Below are 21,171 nucleotides of genomic sequence, written 5' to 3'. Positions count from 1 at the left end.
ATTAACTTGTCATCATTATAACACTGTTTATGATTATTTGAAAGCTTTTGTTGCTTCAATTGCTTTTTTCCATCCAGCATATAGCTCTTCGCTTGTTTCCGCTTCCATCGTTGGTTCAAAGCGTTTGTCCATATGCCACTGCGCTTTAATTTCATCTTGGTTTTTCCAATATCCAACCGCAAGACCTGCTAAGTATGCTGCACCTAAAGCTGTCGTTTCATTGATCACTGGACGCTCTACAGGAACTTCTAAAATATCACTTTGGAACTTCATTAAGAAGTTATTCTTAACTGCTCCGCCATCAACGCGTAATGTATTTAGTTCGATACCTGAATCTGCTTCCATTGCACAAAGTACATCTTTCGTTTGGTATGCTAAAGATTCTAGCGTCGCACGAATGAAGTGCTCTTTCGTAGTACCGCGCGTTACGCCAAACATAGCGCCGCGTACTTCACTATCCCAGTAAGGTGTTCCGAGTCCTACAAATGCTGGTACAACGTATACACCGTCAGTTGATTCAACGCGTGATGCGTACACTTCACTCTCACTTGCATCTTTAAACATGCGCATTCCGTCACGTAACCACTGAATTGCAGAACCTGCTACGAAAATACTTCCTTCTAATGCATAGTTTACTTTACCATCTAAACCCCATGCAATTGTTGTTAATAGACCGTGCTCAGAAGCTACTGCTTTTTCACCTGTGTTCATTAACATGAAGCAACCAGTTCCGTAAGTATTTTTCGCCATACCTTCACCGAAACAAGCTTGTCCAAATAATGCTGCTTGCTGGTCACCAGCTACACCTGCAATCGGTATATTTTGACCGAAGAAGTGATAATCAATTGTTTCACCATATATTTCAGATGATGGACGTACTTCAGGAAGCATGCTCTTTGGAACTGTTAACATGTCTAGAAGCTCATCATCCCACTGTAAGTCGTGAATGTTAAACATTAATGTACGTGATGCATTTGAATAGTCTGTTACGTGCGCTTTACCACCAGATAGTTTCCATACAAGCCACGTATCAATTGTTCCGAATAATAACTCACCGTTTTCTGCTTTTTCTCTTGCACCTTCAACGTTATCTAAAATCCATTTTACTTTCGTACCAGAGAAGTATGCGTCAATTAAAAGACCTGTTTTTTCACGAACCATTTCGCTATAACCTTTTTCTTTTAACTCATCACAAATCTCCATTGTTTGACGAGATTGCCATACGATTGCGTTATAAATTGGTTTACCAGTCGTTTTATCCCATACAACCGCTGTTTCACGTTGGTTCGTAATACCGATACCAGCGATTTGCTCTGGTTTTACATCCGCTTCACTTAAGCAAGTTGCGATAACTGCTAAAATAGATCCCCAAATTTCTTGTGCATTATGTTCTACCCAGCCTGGCTTCGGAAAATGTTGTGTAAATTCTTTTTGAGCTGAATGAACGATTTCCCCTGCTTTATTGAAAAGAATTGCGCGTGAGCTAGTTGTTCCTTGGTCTAATGAAAGAATATATTTTTTCATATCGGTTTCCCCCTATGCTACTTTTCTATTATTTGTAGTGCTTCCACTTTTTTTACTTGTCATATATGAGATTGCTAGTACAACCACAGTTGCAATAATTACATAAATAAGTGCTGAATTTTGTTTTCCTTCAAATACAACTTGATGGAATAAACCTGCAAGTGATCCACCTAAAATCGGACCAACTACCGGAATCCATGCATACTTCCAGTTTGAACCGCCTTTTCCTGCAATCGGAAGGAAGAAGTGTGCAATACGCGGACCTAAATCACGAGCCGGGTTGATTGCGTATCCTGTTGTTCCACCTAATGATAAACCAATACTTACAATTAAGAAACCTACGATAAATGGATTTAATCCATCTGCAAATTTATTTGCTCCAATTGCTAATATACCAAATACTAAAACGAATGTTCCAATCATTTCACTTAAAAGGTTTGCAAATGTGTTCGGAATTGCTGGACCTGTTGCAAATACGCCTAACTTTGTTCCTGGATCTTCTGTTTCTTTCCAATGTGGTAAGTAGTGTAAATATACGATAATTGCCCCGATAATTGCCCCAATCATTTGTGCTGCGATATAACCTGGTACGTCACTCCATGGGAACGCTCCCTTAAATGCTAGTCCTATCGTTAAAGCTGGATTCAAATGTGCCCCACTAATTGATCCAACCGCATACGCTGCAACCGCTACTGCTAAGCCCCAGCCCATTGTAATTACAATCCAACCAGAATCTTTCGCAAACGACTTCTTTAAACTTACACCAGCACAAACGCCGCCACCAAGTACGATTAACAACGCTGTCCCTATTAATTCCCCTAAAAATGCTGACATAAAATCCCTCCACAATCAATTTAAATGCTTTCAAATGTGATAGAGGTAAAATGAATGGCCATTCGTTTTTTTCAAAAGAAAAAGATCCACAGCTTACACGCTTCTATATAAAAGTATATAGAAACAATGAAATGTGGATCTCTTCTTTTCTCCGTCACGTTTATTAACTTGTCTATAATGTTAACTGTTAATGAAAGCGGTGTCAACAGAATCTTTTCACATTTTCGTCACTTTTTTTGGTAATGTTTCCATAATTCTTTTTTCGATGTCGTAATCGCTGTCGCACCAGCATGTAAAGCTCTTTCAACATCCTCCACAGTACGAATAAAACCACCCGCTAAAATCGGTACACCTGTACGCTCTTTTACTTCAGCGATCACATCCGTTAGCGCACCAGGAAGCACCTCTATATAATCCGGTTTCGTCTTTTCTAACAAATTACAGCTCTTTTCCATCGCACTAGAATCAATCAAAAAGATGCGTTGAATGGAGACGACACCCTTTTGCTTCGCCTTCATAATTACGCTCGCCTTTGTTGACAATAACCCGTACGGTTTATATTCTTGGCATAAAAACTCCGTCGCATGCCCATCACTTTGTAACCCATGGATCAAATCAACATGTAAAAACACCTTTTTACCGTGTTGCTTCGCGAGTGAAACAACACTCTTCAATTGACCAACATGAATATCTAAAATAACAATATATTCATACGAACTATGTAATAGCTTTTCCAAGTCTTTAATTTGCCTCACTGCTGGCAAAATTTTTTGTTCATGAAATTCCATTCTAAATGTCCCCTTCTTTATATCATCCTATCCTTTATAGTACACAATTTATACGAAAAGAACAGCTAGTGTAGGGAATTTCTTTCAAACCTTTCCTCTATTTATATATTTTCTTCAACTTATCAGAAACCGCGCCACCTATAATCATTAATATAAGAGGTAGAAAGTTCATCACATACGGTGCGTCTGCTACAATTGTAACGCTCGCTCCTGCAAACTTATTTAACATCCACACAATGATTTTTGTAACAAACAAAAATACGCCCATCATAAATAGACTATCGAAAAACACCTTCCATTTTGGATATGCCAATTGCTTACTATCTTCAATAACTTTCTGTGTCAACTCTTCATCACTCCTCAATAGCTCATCAATCGTAATACCGAACAAATCACTTAAATGAATAATAATTTCAATGCTCGGATAGTTCTTTCCCGTCTCCCATTTCGAAACAGATTGCCTACTTACATGAAGTTTTTCCGCCAAATCATTTTGGGACCAATTCCGTTTTTCTCGTTCTTCTTTTAAACGCTCACTAAAGATCATACTGTGTTTATCACCTCTCTACGCCTAGTATGGTCAAATAAATGATGAAGAGTAAAGCTAGTTATCGTTGCATAACCAACGCAACTTATGCGTTACCCCTTAACATAGAGTCATTGCGCACTTTATGTCATGCAAATTTTTTATACTTTTCTTCTATAATAATTTCCCGAACAATAATATACATAATGGATCCCAATAAAAACAGGACTAAACATAAAAACACGCCCTCTGTTTTAGAATAATAAACAGAAAGCGTTCCTTTTTTATAAACTGTATTTAGAAATTATTATTTAAGATATTTCCCCAAATCATCTAAGTTTCTCGTATGATTTAGAATGATTACATACTCAATTTCAACTTCTGTTACTACCATTTCTAATACTTGATGGACTTCAATATAATCATTTTCATATTCTTTTGCCGAAGCTACAATCTCTTCTAAGGTTCTTACAAATGTTTCAGCACTCCAGTCTTTTGTTGACAACGCCACATAGGTTTGAAATTTTTTTGTATTCATGTTAGTTCACATCCTTTTTAAAATTAATAAAATTATATATTAGATAAAAAAAATATAAAATACTCTCTTGTATAAATCAATTACCTTTTTATTTAGTACATCTTCAATTTTAAAATGACAGCTAATAAACGAAGCATACACTTTTCTCTTATACAAATATTTCATACAACAAAAAAGAAGAGAAATAAAATATATTCCTCTTCTTTACAATCTCTATTAAAGTAATACCGAATCTTTATCACTATCCTGATTACGTTTCTCACGCTCTTCTTCTAAACGTTTCATATATACTTCGCCTTCTTTTTCAATAAACTCATTATCCATCTCTTGCTCTTTTTTCGAAGTATATAAAACCATGTAGCCACTTAGTACAATCCCAACAATTACAAGATACACCCACCATGGTAAAATTTCCAAATCACTTCATTCCTTTCTTTAGACAAGCCTTATTAGTTTCACTGTATGAGGAAAGAAGTGGATTTATGCTTAAAAACTTTTTATTGTGGATGCTTTGAGAAAAATGCTTGTACATATTCCATAAATTCGATTGGCTCTTGGCGGAACGGAGCATGGTATCCTTTTTCAATAATATGAAATGTACTATTTGTAAATAACTGATGATACAGCTCACCGTTTTTCCAAGAAACGCTCTTATCATGTCGTCCCCATATAATTAAAGTCGGTACTTTAATTTTATCGGCCTCCATCGCAATGCGGCGCTCTCTCATTTTCGTAAGCTGATCGTAATGCTCTTTATCATCACGACTATTTTTCACTTCATTTTTATTATAATCCGTAATCTCTGTTACTGTTTGAAGATCCGTTGATAGGGGCGGCACTTCATAACTTTCTTTTTGCTGGAAAGACTCGATTCCTGTAGAATCCGCCAAAACGAGATGTGTCACTGCGTCCGGATATAAATACGCTAAATTAAGGGACATCTCTCCCCCCATCGAATGACCAAGTACCGCAAACTGATCGTATCCGAGCTTCTTCATTAACTTATAATATAAATTCACTTGCGCAGGAAACGAATACTGAAAATCAACCGGCTTAGAAGAACGCCCAAATCCTAAAATATCAACTGCAATAATCGTATGATCTCTCGCAAGTTCCGGATAAATATCACTAAACCCATCTGAAGAACCACCAAATCCATGAAGCATAAGTAAAGGCGGCTTCCCCTCACCAATTTGCTTAAAGTAAATCGTCTGCCCATCAATCTGTGCCATACTCTCTTTCGTATTCAGCTTCATCATAACAGTATCTTTCACTTCTCTAACCTTCGCAATCGGCTTATCGACGAAGTTACATACTACTAACAAAACGAGCACAATACCGCTAATCATATAAAACTTAAACCGTTTCAAAATTTCCGTCTCCTTTCTCATGTTGCTATTTAAAGTTTTTACATTTTTTGGTTGTTTTATGATTGATTTTTTAATTGTAACTAAATCAGTTACAATTATATTAAAAAAATATAACTCATCTCTATTACTGATGGTTATTTTGTAACTATTATAGTTACATATTAAAAGTAAGTCAATTCTTTTCTCTGCATGGCCAAAAAATAAAGAAGGGACTTCCATATGAAGTCCCTTCTTTATTTTTATTATAGTTGGCTTACTCCGCCGCCGTCGCCTCTATTATCTGCAGGTGCTCCACCCGTGTCTCCAATGTTAACGTAGTCTGGTCTTGCTGGCGCCCCTCCTGTGTCTCCTATATTAACGTAGTCTGGTCTTGCTGGTGCTCCTCCCGTGTCCCCTATATTTACAGCTTGATTTGTAAAAGAACTATTGAATCCAATTGATAATACCCCTACTAATGCAGCCCCAACAATAGCTAAACGAAATTTCTTCATTATTTTAACGCTCCCTTTTCCAATATATTTTTTTGAGCCTTATTATTCATATAAAAATATTTACTTGCCTTAACATGATCATCAACTTCATAAAATTTCATTGCTAAAATTTCAGTGTATTCTTGAATACAATCCCATAATCTTTCTCTCTCAAAATAAGAAAGGCCTTTTAAAATTACATCTTCAATAATTGATATAGAAGAATTTCCATTGAGTTCTTTCAAAATTTTAAAACGATGTTGAAATTCTTTTTCGCCTAAATCAATACAAATATTTAAACCTTTTTCAACAATTGGATTCGCTAAATTATATTCTCCTAATTTGTAATGTTCACGTGCTTCTACAAACAAGGCTTTAAAATGTTCTGGGTAATTTTTTGTCACCTCAGATATATGGCGAATCGCTAATTCTGAAAGGTTTTGACTGGCATAAAGCCAAGCTAAATTATGTCGAACCATTAGCATATATTTTTTTTGATTTGCTTTTTGCAATACTTCCATAGCAGCATTAAAGTTCTCTTCCGCTAATTCATAGTGATCTATGTCTACGCAACATAGCCCAAAAGCATTTTCACATAATCCTACTTTTATTTCATAACCTGGATATTTCAAAAATGCCGCTTTGGCTCTATTCAAGTAATCTATTGCATGAACTTGGTCATATTTTTGGTAATAAAAATTCCCCATTCGATAATTAAACTCCGCATGCTCTATCGGATCTGCAATATATTTCAATAACTTCTCAGCTTGTTCATACTGTTCTTTCGCTTCGTTATAATTTGAAATTAATGTACAATGAAATCCTTTAAAGAAGTGATAGTAATACGCTAGAAAGCCTTCTGTCGGAATTTCGAAAGATTCCACTTTATCAAAACTATCTTCTCTAACCCTAATCCAATCAACTAATGCATCGTATCTAAAGTTCAATAACGCATGATAAAGTAATACATCTTGATCCACTTCCAAACCACTAATCTTACTATCAATCTCCTCTTTCATTTCCGTAACTTGCTCTATTTGTTGCTGCAACATTACACGATACCAATCATCTAAAGAATGTTTCATTTGCTCCTTCGTTACTATATTCGTTCCCATACCTTCGCCTCTCCCTTGCCAAATTATAAATTTGGGATATTTATACAATTATCCAAATTGTATATTATCACCTCTTTCTATGTATTGAAAAATAATTATCAGAAAATTTATAATTTAAAATCATTATACCAAATATTTCTATTTCGAAAACTTGAGAAACATTTGTCAGAAAATTTTATAAACCAAATAAAAAGCAAGCAATTTCAGCGATCCGCTAAAACTACTTGCTCTTCTACTTATTATATCTAAACAGCAACGTACATTTTTACTCTTTAATAAATTCCTTCGTACTTCTCACTGTATCAATTGGACGAACTAATTTTTCAATTTCTTCACGTTTTGGCTCTAGGAATGGAGGTAAAGATAATTTTTCTCCAAGTGTTTCGTATGGCTCATCTCCCATAAACCCTGGGCCGTCTGTTGCGAATTCAAATAAAATTTGCGGTGCCACTCTTGCGTATAATGACTCGAAGAAGTGACGGTTTACATAACCAGATGAAGGGAGACCAACGCTACCTATTCTTTCAATCCATTCTTCTAATACCGCACGATCTTCTACGCGGAATGCAGCATGGTGAACTGTACCAAAACCTTGTTGTGCTTCAGGAAGAACTGTATTATGTTCTACGATGATAGATGCACCGTTTCCACCTTCGTTCACTTCAAATAAATAGAATTCTCCTTCTTGCGCAATCTCTTTAAATAATAGAACTTTTTCTAACACTTCTTTAAAGAAGCTAAAGTTCGCAATACGAATGAATACAGGTCCTAAACCAGTAATTGCATATTCTAATGGAACTGGACCGTTTTGCCACGGTGTACCTGATTCTATCCCTTTATCAAGTTCATCCGAGATTAATTGATAGTGTTGATCATCAAAATCAACGAAAGAAAGAGTTTTCTTACCAAATTGCTCTTTAATTCCTGTATGTTCCACTTCAAGACGGTCAAAGCGTTTCACCCAATATGATAATGCTGCATCAGTTGGAACGCGGAATGAAGTTTTTGAAATTTCATTTGTACCGTGTACTCCTTTTGGAACACCTGGGAAGTCAAAGAATGTCATATCTGTTCCGGCACTACCTTTATCATCTGCAAAGAATAAATGGTACGTTTGAATATCATCTTGGTTTACCGTTTTTTTAACTAAACGCATTCCTAAAACATGAGTGAAAAATTCATAGTTCTTTTCTGCACTACTCGTAATCGCTGTAACGTGGTGAATTCCTTTTAATTGGTTCATTTTATATTCCTCCAGTGGTTTTCATTTATATATTAAGGTTGTATTTTTTCTTCTATTACTTCTCTTCAATCGGAGCTAAATTTGCTTCAATTTCTGCTCGCTGATCTTCTAAGAACGGTGGTAAATCAAGTTTTTCTCCTAAATGCTCCACATCTCCGTCAACTGTAAATCCTGGTCCATCTGTCGCAATTTCAAATAGAATTCCGTTTGATTCACGGAAATATAAGCTTTTAAAATAGAAGCGGTCAATGATTCCTGAAGAATGGAAACCTCTTTGTTTCACCTGTTCTTCCCAATAAGCAAGCTCTGCATCGTTTTTCACACGAATCGCTAAATGGTGAATGCTACCGCGGCCCGGCTTTTCAGAAGGACCGTCCAAATATTTCACAACGATTTCCCCAAAGGCCTCTCCTTTAATAGACTGAAAAATTGCTTCTTCGTCATTTCGGCTAACCTCTGTATAACCAAACATCTCTGTAAGTGTACTCGCCATTTTATCAAGTCTACGCACTGTCATTTCCACAGCACCCATTCCTTGAATTTGATGCTTTGCAGGAACTTCTGATTTCTCCCACGTCTCCCAATGCTCCACTTTTTCTCCGTTTGAAACGAGTAGTACTAAGCGAAGACCTTCAGCATCCTCAAATTGCAAAGCAGGACGATTTGCATATGTTGTCATTTCACTATGTTTCACATCAAATTTCTCAAATCGTTCTTTCCAGTAATGTAAGCTTTCCTCGGAAGGGACGAGTAATCCAATTCGAGTAATTGCATTCGTACCACGATATGTTTTTCCTACTAAAGGAATTTCAAAAAATGATAGCTCCGTACCTGGGCTTCCTGTTTTATCTCCATAAAATAAGTGATACATTGACGGATCGTCTTGATTTACCGTCATTTTCACACGACGTAAACCAAGCACGTTTTTATAAAAGTGATTATTTTCATTTGCGTTTTTCGTAACCATTGAAATGTGATGATGCCCTTTAATTTCATACATCGGTCATTCCTCCGTTTCATTTTACTAGTCAAGTGACAACAAAAAAATAATATGCTTCTTAGCTTTTCAATTTATTCTCATTATGTTTTTATAACTTAGTCGTAGTGTTTACTAAATAAGCTGCATTGAATTCATTCATAAATTACTTTGTCTTGTAAACCGAAAGTAACTGAGTATATGTTTTTCAGATGACTCATTTGCTTTCGTTACTATCACTTTACAACTCAAGTGATTAAAAAGCAAGTAAAAAATCTCGAATTTGAGATATTTTTTTAGTTAAATAACATTTAGGGTGTAAAATCATTAATTTCTATGTGGGATAGCGTCACATCACTATCAAGCTAAAGACTCCAGGCTCCCCATGCCCCAAAACAAAAATTTTACCTCACCACAGTTGGTTGTTTATGAGAATTCAGTGTACTTTTGTCGTTTTGGAGAATAATGAAATTCTTAATCTGATGGCGATGAGGAGTTATATTATTTTTCTTCCTACCACAAATGAGAGATACTAACTCAGAGAAGATCTTCTGGTGCATAGCCTACTCGTTTTAAAATCACTTTCTTTCATATCAAAGTATTCTAATCCTACTACATCACCCGGCAACGTATCCGATGTAAATTGAACACGCTAAAAAGCCCCATCAATACTTTTCGCAAGAGTTTTGGCTAATGTTATTTTCCCTGTTCCTGGTACGTCTTCTAATAAAACATGTCCATTTGCAACTAATGCAATCATCGCTAAATCAATTACTCCTTCCTTTCCTACAATAACCTTTGAAACGTTTTCTTTAATTTTTTCTAATATGTTCATATTCCTTATCTCCTTTATATTATTTGATTTTTCTGATATTTTATCATGATAAACATTTCCCATAAACTAGAAAATATAGATTTTGTTAGTGCTATCCCTTATTTTGAAGGGCTGTTCTTTTAAGATCTAATAACTAACGTTCTTGGACTAAAAACACGCGAGGTTCTTGGTTTGAGGACATTATAAAATCCATAAGTTGATGGATGTAGGATATCGCCAGCATTTTTGAAAAAACACGCTAAGAGTATGCAAGTACAGTTTTTCAGCTAATTCAGCAACAAACGAGGACTCTAAAGCCGCTCCAGGATAGGAATGTATAAAAAAATGCATAGATCCATAAAACAAAAAAGGAAGTTCCCTTGTGAGAATAGGGGTTCCTCCTTGTCCTTGCTACCGATAATAAGACGTTATGTTAACCTTACATGAATATCACATACAACCAAAATTATACAACATATCACTCCCTCTAAATGGTACAATTAGGAAAAAGGGGAGGGAAGTATGAAAAATAAAATACCTCTAATAACATTCATTTTAGCTGCTTTATTTGTAGCTGGAGGTTTTGCGTTCTTCTACTGGATCAAAATATTCCCATTCAACTAAAGAGACCTAACTACCGATAACACTGATTATATGAACGAAAAGCCCCTTGAGAAAATCTGAAGGGGCTTTTCTAGGTTTCTAGATAGATTGACTCCTCATAATGAGACGTTATGTTAACCCCATATGTATAGAATATACAGTTAACTAAAAATGAAAAGTTTACATTTTTTATTGTTTCTTATAAGTGGATTATTTGCATTCCTGTTTATATAATTTAAACGAATAAATAGCTCCAATAAAGAATACAAAAGCTTCAAATAATATAAAGATTTGACGGAAATTCTCAATATCTTTACCAACTAAAGAAATAAATATAGCATTCATTAGAATCTGAATAGTAAACATACGAGAAGTAATTTTTAAATAAATAGTATTTGTTCTTTCATATGGTTTACCAATTTTTTTGTAAATAATAATAAGTGCAATTACTGAACCCAAAAATAGAAGTGCTGTAAGTCCTACAACGATATTGAAATTGCCTGTACTTTCTAACATCCATTTATTTAATAGATCAATCATTATTATCTTCCTTTCCTACATAAGAGAATATTTCGTTCTTCTTTTTCACTATAATAAAAAAAGAAAAAGGAAAACATCGAACTTTCTTACAAACATTCGTGTATTCTTACAGTTTTGTCATTTTGTAAATGTATTCAGCGCCTTGCCTTTCGCTAACTGGCGGTTCAGCTTGGCGAAAGCTAAAAACCCGCCGAAAATAAGAGCCAGCAAATGAAATTTATATTACCTAATGCTTAAAACTACTTCCTATATCGAGAATTATGTAAATAAGCTGCCCATATGGACAGCTTATTGTATTTTTTGCTTAGCATATTTTTTCTGAAATGCTGGCGGTACTCCGATCTAGTCGAGGAAAGGCACCTTAGGGTGTCTTTTTTTATATAGGGATCCCTCCCACCTTTTAACAAAAATATATGCTAAACAAATTTCAACTCTTATTTTTAGGCCTATTGTACAGGCTGAAGCGATTCTAAGTATCTGCCATATTAAAGTTGATATGCTCCCATTCTAGTGGTGAGATATGTTTTAATCGTTCTTCGTTAACCCCATGCGTACTTCTTAACTATTTCATTTAATTTTTAATACAAAAACAGCCTCACTAAGCTTTTAACGCTTAATGAGGCCATTCTATTTACAATCTTAATTATGGAACGTCGGTTTATAGAATGAACGATTATCAAGTGCGAAGACACGTTCAGTGTATTCACCTGGTTTTGTGCGTCCTAATGCGCGGTCCATCATATTCATTTTTGCATCTAAGTTGTCGATGTAGTGCAGAATTTCTGCTTCTTTTACTAATGGTGGTTTTGGGCTACCCCATTCTGCTTTTCCGTGGTGAGAAAGGACGATGTGCTGCAAGATTAATACTTCTTCTGCATCAATTTGCAATTCGTCTGCTGCTTTCCCAATTTCGTTCACCATGATAGAAATGTGGCCTAGTAAATTTCCTTCTAACGTATACGTTGTAGAAATTGGACCAGATAGCTCAATTACTTTACCAAGGTCATGTAAAATAACGCCTGCATATAGTAAGTCTTTATCTAACGATGGGTATAGAGCCGAAATAGCTTTCGCTAAATCTAGCATCGATACGACGTGATAAGCTAGTCCAGATACGAACTCGTGATGATTTTTCGTCGCTGCTGGATATTCTAAAAACTCATTTTGATGCTTATTTAATAAATGTCTTGTTAGACGCTGAATGTTCGGGTTTCTCATTTCAAATATGTATTGCGTAATTTTCTCAACCATATCTTCTTTTTTCACGGGTGCTTTTTCTACGAAGTCCGAAATATCTGTTACTTCATTTTCATTCGCAACTCGAATTTGTTTCACACGTAATTGAATACGTCCTTTGTAGTTTAAAATATCTCCAGCTACTTTAACGATTGTTTCTGCTACATATTGTTTCTCAACTTCTGGTGATACATCCCATAGCTTCGCTTCAATATCTCCACTTGGATCTTGTAAGATTACTGTTAAAAACGGCTTTCCATTACTTGCGAGACCTTTTGTCGCTGTTTTAATTAACAAGAAAACATCGACTTGTTCACCAACTTCATATTCTGCAATTTTCTTTTTCATTCGAATTCCTCCACCAAATCAGTTACTTTTAGTATAGCACACTACAACTCATTTTCTTTACGCTTATGCGTTAATTTTATAATCTGTTCTTCTGTGAAATACGTTAACAAATGCGCATGACATGTAAAGAAGATGACTTGTCTATCTTTCGCAATTTCCTTTATTAGTTCAATCGTTCGATTCGTCCTTACCGCATCAAAATGCACGAAACTATCATCAATAATAAATGGATAATCATGCTCAAATGTTTTCGCTAATGCAAATCGTAACGATAAATACAATTGCTCCGCTGTCGCTTGGCTTAGTTCATGACTGTAAAAACGTATACCGTCGTTACGTTCAACAATGAACGGCTCCGCCTCTGACGGTGAAAAGATTTTACTATAGCGCCCGCCCGTTAAATAGACGAAATACTCTTCTGATTTTTGTAAAATACGAGGCAAATGTACCTCATGATAGTATTGCTTCGTTTTCGTTAACACCGTCTTTGCTGCCGCATAAGCAGCCCACTTTTTCACTTGTTCGCGCACTTGCGCTTTTTTCATTTCCCATTCATGCATTAAATCACCGTACGTACTGCCTTCTTCTAAATTCTCAATTTCCATACGATGTTTCGCAATGCGCTCTGTCAGTTCTTTCTCTTTTGCAAGACAGTTTCGCACGACTGTCATTTCTCGCTTTAATTTTTCCTCATAACCTTCAGCTTCATAATGTTCAGCTAATGACAAACTCGTTAAACGCTGCTCTAAAAGCTCAATTTGCGGTAATAAACGCCCCACTTGTTTCTCTGCATCTTCACATTTCTCTGCCAGTTTACCTGCTTCTAAAAACATCTCTTCATCTGTAGCCTCTGCAATATTCCATAATGCATTTCGTTCTACTAGCAGTTGTTTCAATTGCTCTTGCATGAACTCATATTCTTCTTGCCATTCCGTCAGCTTCTCTTTTAGTTGCTTACAAGTTTGGCGCTTTTCTTTCTCATTTTGCATACGACTTTGTGCCCCGTGCAGCTTATTATACTCCGCGCTACCGATAACAGTTTCTAGTTTATGTTCAAAGTGCGAAATCATTTCATATAATGAAGATTTCCTCGTGCTTTGTTTCTCTACTTCACGATACAGTTGCTGCATTTTTTCAATCCGCTCAAATGCCGGCAATATGTGTGCATACGTATAAAATTCAGGGAACATATAGCGCGTTTTATACGCATCGACTTGTTCTCCTGCGCGGAACGTTTCTCTCTCCCATTCCTCATACGATGAAACGACTTTATCATAAGCTCGTTCCATTTGCTGTAACTTATATGACTCGCGCTCAAATAGCTTACGGATCTCTTCATCTTTTTCTAATTGATAGCGAACGGACATCGCTTCTTCACTTTGTCTTCCGCCAGCACTTTGCTGAAGAGTAAGAAGTTCTTCTTGTAATCCACTTGACGGATCTTTATACAAAACAAGGGCGAGAACAATCCCTACAAAAACAATGACACTAATAAATAAAAGCTGGCGGTTATCTATAAATAAGCTCGTGAATAAAACACCTGTGTTAATAAGAAGTAACAAAAGACAAACTCTTTGCCACTGCTTTTTCTTTTGCATAGCCGCTCCTGCTTTTTCCTCATACTTACGCTTCATTCTCTCAGCACCCATACCGATAAACGCCGCATCTTGGAACGATTTTTCTTTCTCAGCTAACGTATTTCGCTCTTCATCAGCTAACATTTGTTGCTTAATCTGTCTTATGTTTTCCTCTTGTTCTTCTAATTGCTCCTGCGCTACTTTAAAGCGATCATCAAGCTGTGCTTTTTGCGTTTCTAATTCACGCGCATTTTGCACTGCTTGCGTAATTAACTCTTTCGTTGCCAAACTCATATCAAACGAAAGGACTGTTTCTTTTTCAAAAGTAGCACCGATTTGTTGCTCTAATTCTGCTATTTCTTCTTTTATATTCGCAATATTCCCCGTCATATCTCGCATTTCTTGGCGTGCATTTTCATACGACATATGCTGCATGCGAAGTTCTTCAACATAACTTTCTTTTTGTAAAAACTCTTCATCTATTTGAATCGAGGCAATTTCCAATTGCACATTCTCGATTTTCTTATGGAGCGAATCAACTTGTAATTGAATTGGCTCCATCTTCGCCTTTATCGCTTCATAGCGCGCCGTTCCGTTTACAGGAAATTGCCTTTTTTCATATTCTAACACTTTCTCATGCGCATGCTTTTCAATAACGAGAGGCTCAAGCGCTGCTAATATTTCATAATCTTGCTTTCGCTTTTCCGCGTTCTCCTTCTCCGCACGAACAGAGGCAAGCTTCTCTTCATCCTCTTTTAACTGCTCGACCTGTTTTTCATACGTGCCAATTTTCCCTTGCCACTCTTTCATCTTCTCTTCAAGCTTCTTCATCTCTTGCAGTGACATATTAATCTCTGGCTTACGACCACTCGGCTTAAAGCGCTGATCCATTTCTTTCTCTAGCTTTTTATCGAGCTGTAATAACGCATCGCTTCCAACTGCGCTTGCTGAAAATAAATAATTGCCGATATCCGATTCGCCGAGCTGATGAATATTTTGAAGACCGTGCATATCAAATGAAAAGACCGATTCAAATAAACTTTCATTCATCCCACTTAATATATCGTGTAAAATCTCCTCGCCGCCCGTTTTCCCGTCTTCAAAATAAACGGTCACCTCGCCAGCTGCCGTCTTTGGCAATCGTTCAATTTTCAAACGGCCATACTTCTCTGTTTGTACAGTCATGGCACCGCCATACTTGCCGCCTTCTTTCGGCTCATAACGGCGCTGTCCTCTCGTTGGAAAACCGAATAAAATACTTTTCATAAATGAACGAATTGTTGATTTCCCAGCTTCATTTTCACCGTATAGCACCGTCAGCATCGACAGATCCAGATCCATTTCCACATTTTCTAATTTTCCGTATCCATAAATATGGAGTTTTTCCATTCTCATTTCTTATCCCTCTCTTGCTGGAATAATTGTTCTAAAATAATATTTTCCGCTTCCTTTTGAATCTCTTTCTTCTCTTCTTCTGTAAAAGATTCAATACTATTACGCGCTACAGGAGATGTCCAAATGGTGCGCAACACGCCGTCCATATTTGTGAAAGCTTCTAACTCTTTCAGTACACTACCGACAAAATGATTTTCTTCTTTCAAACGCTCTATTTCTGCAAAAGAAACCGTCTCATTTTTCCACTTCATCGCATATACGAAATCTTTTCGCTCTTCTCCAGATGCTAAAATGTGAAAGATCTCTTCCACACGCTTTTCGTCACGCAAATAAGGAGAAAGCGGCCCTTGTCCTGTAAATACGACAGTTAGTAGCGTCCCTCCCTCTTCTCTTCGACACTCATTCATCGCAGTAGATATGCTCGTCATAATTTCATCAACAGTTTCAAGTCCATCAATATTCACTTCTATTTCATCCCATACAACATCTGCCGTATGGAAAAATGAGCAATGCGTTCCTTGTTTCGTAAGTTCAATAAGGTACGCACCCTTTTCCCCTGTCTCTTTACGATGACGCCCTTGTATGTTACCTGAATAAATAATGTACGGCTCTTCTGATAAAATTTCACGTTTATGTATATGGCCAAGAGCCCAATAGTCAAACTGCTTTTCTTTCAGCTCACGAATTTGAAACGGTGCGTAGCGATTATGCTCTGCATCTCCTTCCACACTTCCGTGAAGCATGCCAATATGAAAAGGCGCATCACTCATTTTCGTAAACTGCGCTGTCATATTATCCGTTACTGCTTGCTGCAAATAACTAAATCCGTAAATAGAAGCTAACAGTTCACCATTTTTATAAAATGATTTCTCTTCTACATAAGGCTCCGTAAACACATGAACATTTTCTGGAAACTCAATTGCAGCCCAGCTCCCACCTAAATGGTCATGGTTACCATGAATAATAAAAACAGGGATATCGTACTGCGAAAGTCTCTTCATTTGCTCACGCACAAACACTTGCGCCCGCAAACTTCGCGTCTCCGCATCATACAAATCCCCGGCTAGTAATACGAAATCAACGCGCTCTTGAATCGCTTTATCAATAATACGTTCGAACGATTCAAACGTACTTTGCTTCATTCTCTCCCAAACAGACTGCGGTACATTCATTTCCATCCCTTTAAACGGACTATCCAAATGCAAATCAGCCACATGTATAAACTTCACTTGTTTCACAAATAACGATCCTTTCTATATTTCAAAAGTTTCATTTTATCCTGTACTAACGGGCAATAGGCAAAGAAGGCAATCTGAAAGTTAACTGCCCTTAAATACCCGATTGGCTCCACTAATAATAAGCAGGGGATGAAAAACTCCCCTGCTTATTAAAGTGTCACTTTATTGTAACATGCAATGTCATATATTTCTTTGCATATTCTAGTGATTTATGCCAAAATAGTTATAAGATTCTGATTTTAATTTTTGGAGGGAATTTTCATGGGAGTATACGTTCTAACAGTCTTTGAAAAAGATGGTTCAAAAGCATTGGACGAATCATTTGAGGCGGCAACTGAAAAAGAAGCGAAAGCAAAAGGTGAATCTATTTTACAAGAAAAAGGATTGCACGAAAAAACACATCGCTGCACATCTTCTGCGGGTAAGCTCGTTTTATTCCAGCGCTAAAAAAAGAAGCGTCATCCGCTTCTTTTTCACTCTACTATATCTTCGTCGCACCACGTAAACTCCACATCTAGAATGCGATTACCGATACGTACGCGTTTATTCCATTTACCTGTTTGGATCTGATGTTGCAATTCTGCCTTCATCTTTTCCGTCCAGTTATGAATCGTTTCACTACCGTCGTACGGATATACACCCGGAAACTCTTCCTGCAGAAGGTGTAAGCTCTCTGCATCAAAATGAAAATGGAAGAAGTAGTTTGCTGTAAGCGATGGTTCTTGTAAACGTAAAAAATGATCATCAATTTGCTTTCTATTTCTATAGAAAGTAAAGATATTCACTTTACCGCTCGTAATTTGGTCAATTTGAATTTCGTGCTTCTCTATAATCACGTCTTGCCCACCTCGTTATATACTACCTTTAGTATATATGTCTTTTGCAACAAAGTTAACCATTTTCGCACGAAATTCATTTCCTTCATTATATTACCTGTACCTCCAAGTACAATCAGAACAAATAAAACAAAGTTGAAGGGGAACGATCACATGTATTTCGGAAGCAAAGGTTGGTATGTAAAAGAACTTAAAAAGTTAGGCATCCGTACTTATGAAGGTAAAAAACTAGAATCTTATCGTACGCATATTTTATCTAGTTTACTTGAGAGAATGAAAAAGGCTTCGGCTTAATAGACAAATAGAAGAAGCTACTTTAAAAGTAGCTTCTTTGGCATTTTTTTGTAATACATTCATACTCACAAGGGCTATCATGATCACAACAATCCCTAAAATTCCCCAGATTATCTTTTTATTCATGCTGACTCCCCCATTTATGTATAATCTTTAAATTATATTGGTAAAAACAAAATAAAAGCACTCGTTCGGGTGCCTTTAACTTTAGTTTTTATTGGGCTAATTCTTCATGTTTACTCCCTCTTTAAAATTTCTATTCCCTTATATATATATAATGAAATAAGTAGCCAAGCTAAAAATGCTATAATACATTTGACTACATTAAGGAGGAACCATTATTTTGCGCGGAACATGCATTCAATTTCATAAGTTTGGTAGCCCAAAAGATGTATTACAAGTTGAATATAAAAATATAGAACCAGTAAAAGATAATGAAGTGCTAGTTCGTATGTTAGTTAGACCGATTAATCCATCTGACTTAATTCCTGTAACTGGAGCGTATGCACATAGAATTCCTTTACCTAACATACCTGGTTATGAAGGTGTTGGTATTGTTGAAGATGTTGGTGCGAGTGTTTCTAGAGACCTTATCGGTAAACGCGTGCTACCTTTACGCGGGGAAGGTACTTGGCAAGAATATGTGAAGACATCAGCTGATTTTGTAGTCCTTATTCCCGATTCAATTGATGATTTTACAGCTGCACAAATGTACATCAACCCATTAACAGCTTGGGTTACGTGTACAGAAACGCTAAACTTAAAACGAGATAACGTTTTATTAGTAAACGCTTGTGGATCCGCTATAGGTCATCTTTTTGCACAGTTATCACAAATTTTAAACTTCCGACTCATTGCAGTGACTAGAAATAGTAAACATACAGAGAAATTACTTCAGCTCGGTGCTGAATATGTAATAGATACTTCCACTGTTCCGCTTTATGAAACCGTTTTGGAGTTAACGAACGGGATAGGCGCAGATGCTGTGATTGATTCTATTGGAGGATCCGATGGAAATGAATTAGCATTTTGTGTACGTCCAAATGGACACTTTTTAACTATCGGTCTTCTATCAGGCGTACAAGTAAACTGGGCCGAAATTGTTACGAAAGCAAAGGTGCATGCTAACATATTTCATTTACGACATTGGAATACAGACGTGTCACCGTATAAATGGCAAGAAACGTTTCGTCACTTAATTCGTTTAGTTGAGGATAAAAAATTACGTTTTATGACAGTACATTCTACGTATGACTTAGCGGATGTGAAAACTGCGGTTGCCGTTGTGCATTCTGCTGAAAAAACAAAGGGAAAAGTATTTTTAACGAGTTACAAAAAAAATCCCCTCAAAGCATAAGCTTCGAGGGGGAGCCTGTTTTTTTATTTACTTATATACGTACAGCTGTACCACTTACAGCAACCATTAACATGCCATCACGAACAACTTCATAATCTACGTCAATACCAACGATAGCGTTCGCACCTTTTTGTTTTGCAAGTTCTTTCATTTCATCCATTGCGATATCACGAGCTTCTTTTAGCTTGCTTTCATAAGAACCAGCACGACCACCGACAACATCACGAACAGAAGCGAATAAATCGCGGACAATATTTGCACCCATAATAGCTTCACCATTTACAATATCGATATACTCAATAATTTCTTTACCTTGAATTCCAGACGTTGTTGTTACAATCATGACTGACACTCTCCTAATAACTTATAGTTTTCTGATTAGCTTTCTTATGTCTTTATTATGACATGGAACAAACAACTAATCTATTGAATTACCTTACAGGAATGTGACAGTTTTGTAAGAATGAAACGCGCATTATGTTTCATTTTAATAAAGCGCTTTAATATTTGGATACATAAACGATTCTTTATTTTCTTTCCAGTCCTTTTCTACTTCTTTGAAAGTTGGTCGTCCTAATTTTTCATTGTTCTCATGTTTACGAAACCATTTCTTCACATACTTCTCTCCATTTTTATTTTGAATCGTGCAAAGGAAACTATCGCTACTATCCTTTAATATTTTTACAATCACGAAAAGACACCTCTTTCCTTTTCAATAAAGTGAAACTTTAATCAGTGGTGGGGCGCATCCCCCACTGATTATTAGCCCTCACCAACCGGGCTTTTACGGGCAGCCCGCCCCCCACCTAACTTCTTTGCTTTCACTGAATTTTGAGGTGGGGGTCTTACTGCCCGGCAAATAGCGGGATAACAGAATAGAACTTGATCTTTTACTATAAGCCCTTCCTCTCTTATAGTCATACGACTCCTCGGCCGCGCCAAAGTTGTAAGATCAAAAAACGATATTCACTTTATTTACATTTTCCATTATTTTATTTAAAGAAATCAGAGTTATAGGCATTATGCTTATCAAATATTTTATAGATTTCTAACTTATCATCTAACTTTGCATCTACTAAAATTAATATATTTCCATCGTAAATATATTCTTCATACTTTTTAGCATGTTCTTCTGGAATTCCTAAGCCGATAAATGCTCCTATTAAACTTCCAGCTCCTCCGCCAATACCGGCTCCTCCAATAGCTGCTGCGATTGGTCCTGCTGCTACAATTGGACCCATTCCAGAAATGGCAAGTATACCAAGACCTGTTAATAAACCACCTAGTCCCCCTGCTACTCCTCCTGCTACAAGCCCTGTCGCTGAAAAGATATCTGCTTTATGTGCAGTTTCGCTATTCACTTTTTCACCCGACTTTTCTTCCAGATGTTCAATTTCCTTTTGATCTTTCGCAATAGCTGAAATGTTATCTGCTGAGTATCCTTTATCATTTAATTCATTAATAACGAGTGCCGCATCATCAATTGTTCTAAAAACACCTACTATTTTTCTATCTACATTCATAACTATTAACCTCCTAAATTTTTATA

General features: G+C 36.5%; 22 protein-coding genes and 1 pseudogene. 3 read left to right on the top strand and 20 right to left on the bottom strand.

Annotated elements, in window-relative coordinates:
* Positions 1-33: 33 nt before the first annotated feature.
* The 16 genes and pseudogenes from glpK to JDS98_RS24160 all read right to left on the bottom strand — a co-directional run bounded on the left by glpK (position 34) and on the right by JDS98_RS24160 (position 17,135).
* On the bottom strand, positions 34-1,524 hold the full coding sequence (glpK, locus tag JDS98_RS24240; RefSeq protein ID WP_000759975.1) for a glycerol kinase GlpK: 1,491 nt from the start codon (positions 1,522-1,524) through the stop codon (positions 34-36).
* A gap of 12 nt (positions 1,525-1,536) precedes the next feature.
* Entirely contained in the window at positions 1,537-2,358 is an 822-nt protein-coding gene (glpF, locus tag JDS98_RS24235) for a glycerol uptake facilitator protein GlpF (RefSeq protein ID WP_001272191.1), read from the bottom strand.
* Positions 2,359-2,585: 227 nt separating this feature from the next.
* The gene (glpP, locus tag JDS98_RS24230; RefSeq protein ID WP_000394289.1) at positions 2,586-3,146 is read right to left on the bottom strand and encodes a glycerol uptake operon antiterminator GlpP; all 561 of its coding nucleotides are present in this window, start codon (positions 3,144-3,146) and stop codon (positions 2,586-2,588) included.
* A gap of 97 nt (positions 3,147-3,243) precedes the next feature.
* The gene (locus tag JDS98_RS24225; RefSeq protein WP_016107969.1) at positions 3,244-3,693 is read right to left on the bottom strand and encodes a helix-turn-helix domain-containing protein; all 450 of its coding nucleotides are present in this window, start codon (positions 3,691-3,693) and stop codon (positions 3,244-3,246) included.
* A gap of 286 nt (positions 3,694-3,979) precedes the next feature.
* Positions 3,980-4,210, bottom strand: a complete 231-nt coding sequence (locus JDS98_RS24220) for a hypothetical protein (RefSeq protein ID WP_199632831.1) — start codon at positions 4,208-4,210, stop codon at positions 3,980-3,982.
* A gap of 216 nt (positions 4,211-4,426) precedes the next feature.
* Entirely contained in the window at positions 4,427-4,627 is a 201-nt protein-coding gene (locus tag JDS98_RS24215) for a sporulation YhaL family protein (RefSeq protein WP_000404439.1), read from the bottom strand.
* An 80-nt stretch (positions 4,628-4,707) separates the two neighbouring features.
* Positions 4,708-5,580 (bottom strand): alpha/beta fold hydrolase, encoded by an 873-nt coding sequence (locus JDS98_RS24210; RefSeq protein WP_033663243.1) that lies wholly within the window; start codon positions 5,578-5,580, stop codon positions 4,708-4,710.
* 242 nt (positions 5,581-5,822) lie between these two features.
* Positions 5,823-6,071: a Phr family secreted Rap phosphatase inhibitor gene (locus JDS98_RS24205; protein ID WP_097958796.1), complete on the bottom strand. Its 249-nt coding sequence runs from the start codon at positions 6,069-6,071 to the stop codon at positions 5,823-5,825.
* The gene (locus JDS98_RS24200) at positions 6,071-7,165 is read right to left on the bottom strand and encodes a response regulator aspartate phosphatase (protein ID WP_199634433.1); all 1,095 of its coding nucleotides are present in this window, start codon (positions 7,163-7,165) and stop codon (positions 6,071-6,073) included. The genes JDS98_RS24205 and JDS98_RS24200 overlap by 1 nt, the downstream gene beginning before the upstream one ends.
* A 265-nt stretch (positions 7,166-7,430) precedes the next feature.
* A complete protein-coding gene (locus tag JDS98_RS24195) occupies positions 7,431-8,408 on the bottom strand; it encodes a ring-cleaving dioxygenase (protein ID WP_097958794.1) in 978 nt (325 codons plus the stop codon).
* Positions 8,409-8,463: 55 nt separating this feature from the next.
* A complete protein-coding gene (locus JDS98_RS24190; RefSeq protein WP_097958793.1) occupies positions 8,464-9,408 on the bottom strand; it encodes a ring-cleaving dioxygenase in 945 nt (314 codons plus the stop codon).
* Positions 9,409-9,952: 544 nt separating this feature from the next.
* Positions 9,953-10,219 (bottom strand): annotated as a pseudogene (locus JDS98_RS24180) (AAA family ATPase); the annotation flags it as partial.
* 792 nt (positions 10,220-11,011) lie between these two features.
* Positions 11,012-11,341 carry a 6-aminohexanoate hydrolase gene (locus JDS98_RS24175; protein ID WP_097958791.1) on the bottom strand — a complete coding sequence of 110 codons (330 nt, stop codon included), beginning with the start codon at positions 11,339-11,341 and terminating at the stop codon, positions 11,012-11,014.
* A gap of 639 nt (positions 11,342-11,980) precedes the next feature.
* Entirely contained in the window at positions 11,981-12,925 is a 945-nt protein-coding gene (gene yhaM, locus JDS98_RS24170; protein WP_000726648.1) for a 3'-5' exoribonuclease YhaM, read from the bottom strand.
* 41 nt (positions 12,926-12,966) lie between these two features.
* The gene (locus tag JDS98_RS24165) at positions 12,967-15,897 is read right to left on the bottom strand and encodes an ATP-binding protein (RefSeq protein WP_199634432.1); all 2,931 of its coding nucleotides are present in this window, start codon (positions 15,895-15,897) and stop codon (positions 12,967-12,969) included.
* Positions 15,894-17,135 carry a metallophosphoesterase family protein gene (locus JDS98_RS24160; protein WP_098911712.1) on the bottom strand — a complete coding sequence of 414 codons (1,242 nt, stop codon included), beginning with the start codon at positions 17,133-17,135 and terminating at the stop codon, positions 15,894-15,896. Before JDS98_RS24160 ends, JDS98_RS24165 begins: the two co-directional genes overlap by 4 nt.
* Before the next feature lie 261 nt (positions 17,136-17,396).
* Here JDS98_RS24160 and JDS98_RS24155 point away from each other — a divergent pair, with 261 nt between their 5' ends.
* Positions 17,397-17,582 carry a YhzD family protein gene (locus JDS98_RS24155; protein WP_000539550.1) on the top strand — a complete coding sequence of 62 codons (186 nt, stop codon included), beginning with the start codon at positions 17,397-17,399 and terminating at the stop codon, positions 17,580-17,582.
* Positions 17,583-17,608: 26 nt separating this feature from the next.
* Here JDS98_RS24155 and JDS98_RS24150 read toward each other — a convergent pair whose 3' ends face one another.
* Positions 17,609-17,971, bottom strand: coding sequence for a hypothetical protein (locus JDS98_RS24150; RefSeq protein WP_097958787.1), 363 nt, complete (start codon positions 17,969-17,971; stop codon positions 17,609-17,611).
* 153 nt (positions 17,972-18,124) lie between these two features.
* On the opposite strand from JDS98_RS24150, the gene JDS98_RS24145 reads away from it, so the two are divergent.
* Positions 18,125-18,265 carry a YflJ family protein gene (locus JDS98_RS24145; protein ID WP_000273535.1) on the top strand — a complete coding sequence of 47 codons (141 nt, stop codon included), beginning with the start codon at positions 18,125-18,127 and terminating at the stop codon, positions 18,263-18,265.
* A 340-nt stretch (positions 18,266-18,605) separates the two neighbouring features.
* On the top strand, positions 18,606-19,622 hold the full coding sequence (locus JDS98_RS24140; protein WP_374191415.1) for a zinc-dependent alcohol dehydrogenase family protein: 1,017 nt from the start codon (positions 18,606-18,608) through the stop codon (positions 19,620-19,622).
* A 31-nt stretch (positions 19,623-19,653) separates the two neighbouring features.
* On the opposite strand, the gene JDS98_RS24135 is transcribed toward JDS98_RS24140, so the two are convergent.
* The 3 genes from JDS98_RS24135 to JDS98_RS24125 all read right to left on the bottom strand — a co-directional run bounded on the left by JDS98_RS24135 (position 19,654) and on the right by JDS98_RS24125 (position 21,145).
* Entirely contained in the window at positions 19,654-19,965 is a 312-nt protein-coding gene (locus tag JDS98_RS24135) for a YbjQ family protein (protein ID WP_000637510.1), read from the bottom strand.
* Between the two features lie 144 nt (positions 19,966-20,109).
* Positions 20,110-20,313: a DUF4028 family protein gene (locus JDS98_RS24130; protein ID WP_097958786.1), complete on the bottom strand. Its 204-nt coding sequence runs from the start codon at positions 20,311-20,313 to the stop codon at positions 20,110-20,112.
* Between the two features lie 301 nt (positions 20,314-20,614).
* Positions 20,615-21,145 carry a general stress protein gene (locus JDS98_RS24125; protein ID WP_001100089.1) on the bottom strand — a complete coding sequence of 177 codons (531 nt, stop codon included), beginning with the start codon at positions 21,143-21,145 and terminating at the stop codon, positions 20,615-20,617.
* Positions 21,146-21,171 lie beyond the last annotated feature (26 nt).

The organism is Bacillus cereus group sp. N11 (assembly GCF_016483605.1).
GTDB lineage: Bacteria > Bacillota > Bacilli > Bacillales > Bacillaceae_G > Bacillus_A > Bacillus_A toyonensis.
This window is presented reverse-complemented; position numbering and strand designations above follow the sequence as displayed.